The sequence below is a fragment of the Bacillus sp. EB600 genome (genome assembly GCF_024494385.1).
Classification (GTDB): Bacteria; Bacillota; Bacilli; order Bacillales; family Cytobacillaceae; genus JAEVLT01.
On record NZ_JAEVLT010000117.1, the window covers coordinates 1 to 1,278 of the forward strand.

Genomic DNA, 1,278 nt, shown 5'->3' on the forward strand with positions numbered 1-1,278 from the left:
GGAAGGCTCCGAACTTTACAGCCATTTAAATTCATTACATTTTTCTAGGTGCGAAAGTTGAGTTAGTTATTAAACCCTTGTAATCTTTAAAACTCTGAGGTTAATTATCCATTTGTTCAAATTATAAGTCCAATTTCAATTTAAACTTCCATTAACATAAACTTTTCTACGAATAGAGCTACCTCATGTGTATCCACCTTATTGTTTTTTGCCTCAGCTGCTATAATATATGCTTTTAAACTTTTTGTTTTTTTAATGTCTTTGAGTAATACATCACCATTCAATAATTGAATAGCAATTTCTTTTTTAAAGATTGGGCTACCGATGATAGGTGGTCTTTTTTTGTGGATTCAGATATGCAGGGAATTGCATCAATTTAACGAATTCTATGAACATATGATTGTAAAGAAGGAGGACGAAGAATGGAAAAAATTAGTCGTTTATCTTATCTTTTATACCAATCGGATGATGAGGAAGATAAAGGATAAGGTTAATTCAATAAAGCATAACAATTTGTGAAGAATAAGGAGCAAAGGAAACATGAGGTGAATCTTGATGGTTAAACAATACTTAATCTTATTAGGATTTTTATTATTTATTTTTGCTCCTTTAGAAGTGGTTAAAGCTGATTCCATTTCAAATGAGGAAGATTACGTTACAACACAGGATATTGTTTCAGACATTGTGTTTCCGTCTATTGATAAAAGGGTTATGAAAGAGTATGGAGGTAATGCTGCTACTTTTGGCTGGCAATGGGAAAGAATTGTTGGTATGCATTATAATCGGGACCATTCTTATGATGTTTCTATAAGGATTCGAGTTCCTGACCATAGTAATAAACCATTTGACTATCGTCAGGACTTAGTGAAAGTAAGAATTTATCCATCCTGCGACAGCCCTAAAATTGGATGCAAACACGATTTCAAAATAGAAATATTAGATTACAAACATCTTTCCCAATAAGAATTGCCCTTTAATAAAGATACCTATTTTTTTGTTAATTTCGCAAAGAACTCAATCGAACCAAACCACAATACCTGAATGTAACATAAAGTATAAAAAGTTACATTCGGTTTTTTCTTTTGGGTAGAACGTTTGTTAAAGGTATCATGACTTAATGGATGTGATACTTATTGTTCGGTATGTAATTCCAATGTATTATGATCAACTTTGTGAAGGAAAACACTTAAACTGATAAGAACGACACTGTCAATGCCCCCTACACAATTTGATTTTGGTTTTGGTTTTTGGGCAACCCTAAGAAGAGAAGCGAACGAC

Annotated in this window: 2 protein-coding genes; both read left to right on the plus strand. The window is 32.4% G+C overall.

Features of this window, described 5'->3' with window-relative positions; translation table 11 throughout:
- Positions 1-342 precede the first annotated feature (342 nt).
- The gene (locus tag JN080_RS28750; protein WP_256239352.1) at positions 343-519 is read left to right on the plus strand and encodes a hypothetical protein; all 177 of its coding nucleotides are present in this window, start codon (positions 343-345) and stop codon (positions 517-519) included.
- Positions 520-555: 36 nt separating this feature from the next.
- On the plus strand, positions 556-963 hold the full coding sequence (locus JN080_RS28755) for a hypothetical protein (protein WP_256239353.1): 408 nt from the start codon (positions 556-558) through the stop codon (positions 961-963).
- Positions 964-1,278 lie beyond the last annotated feature (315 nt).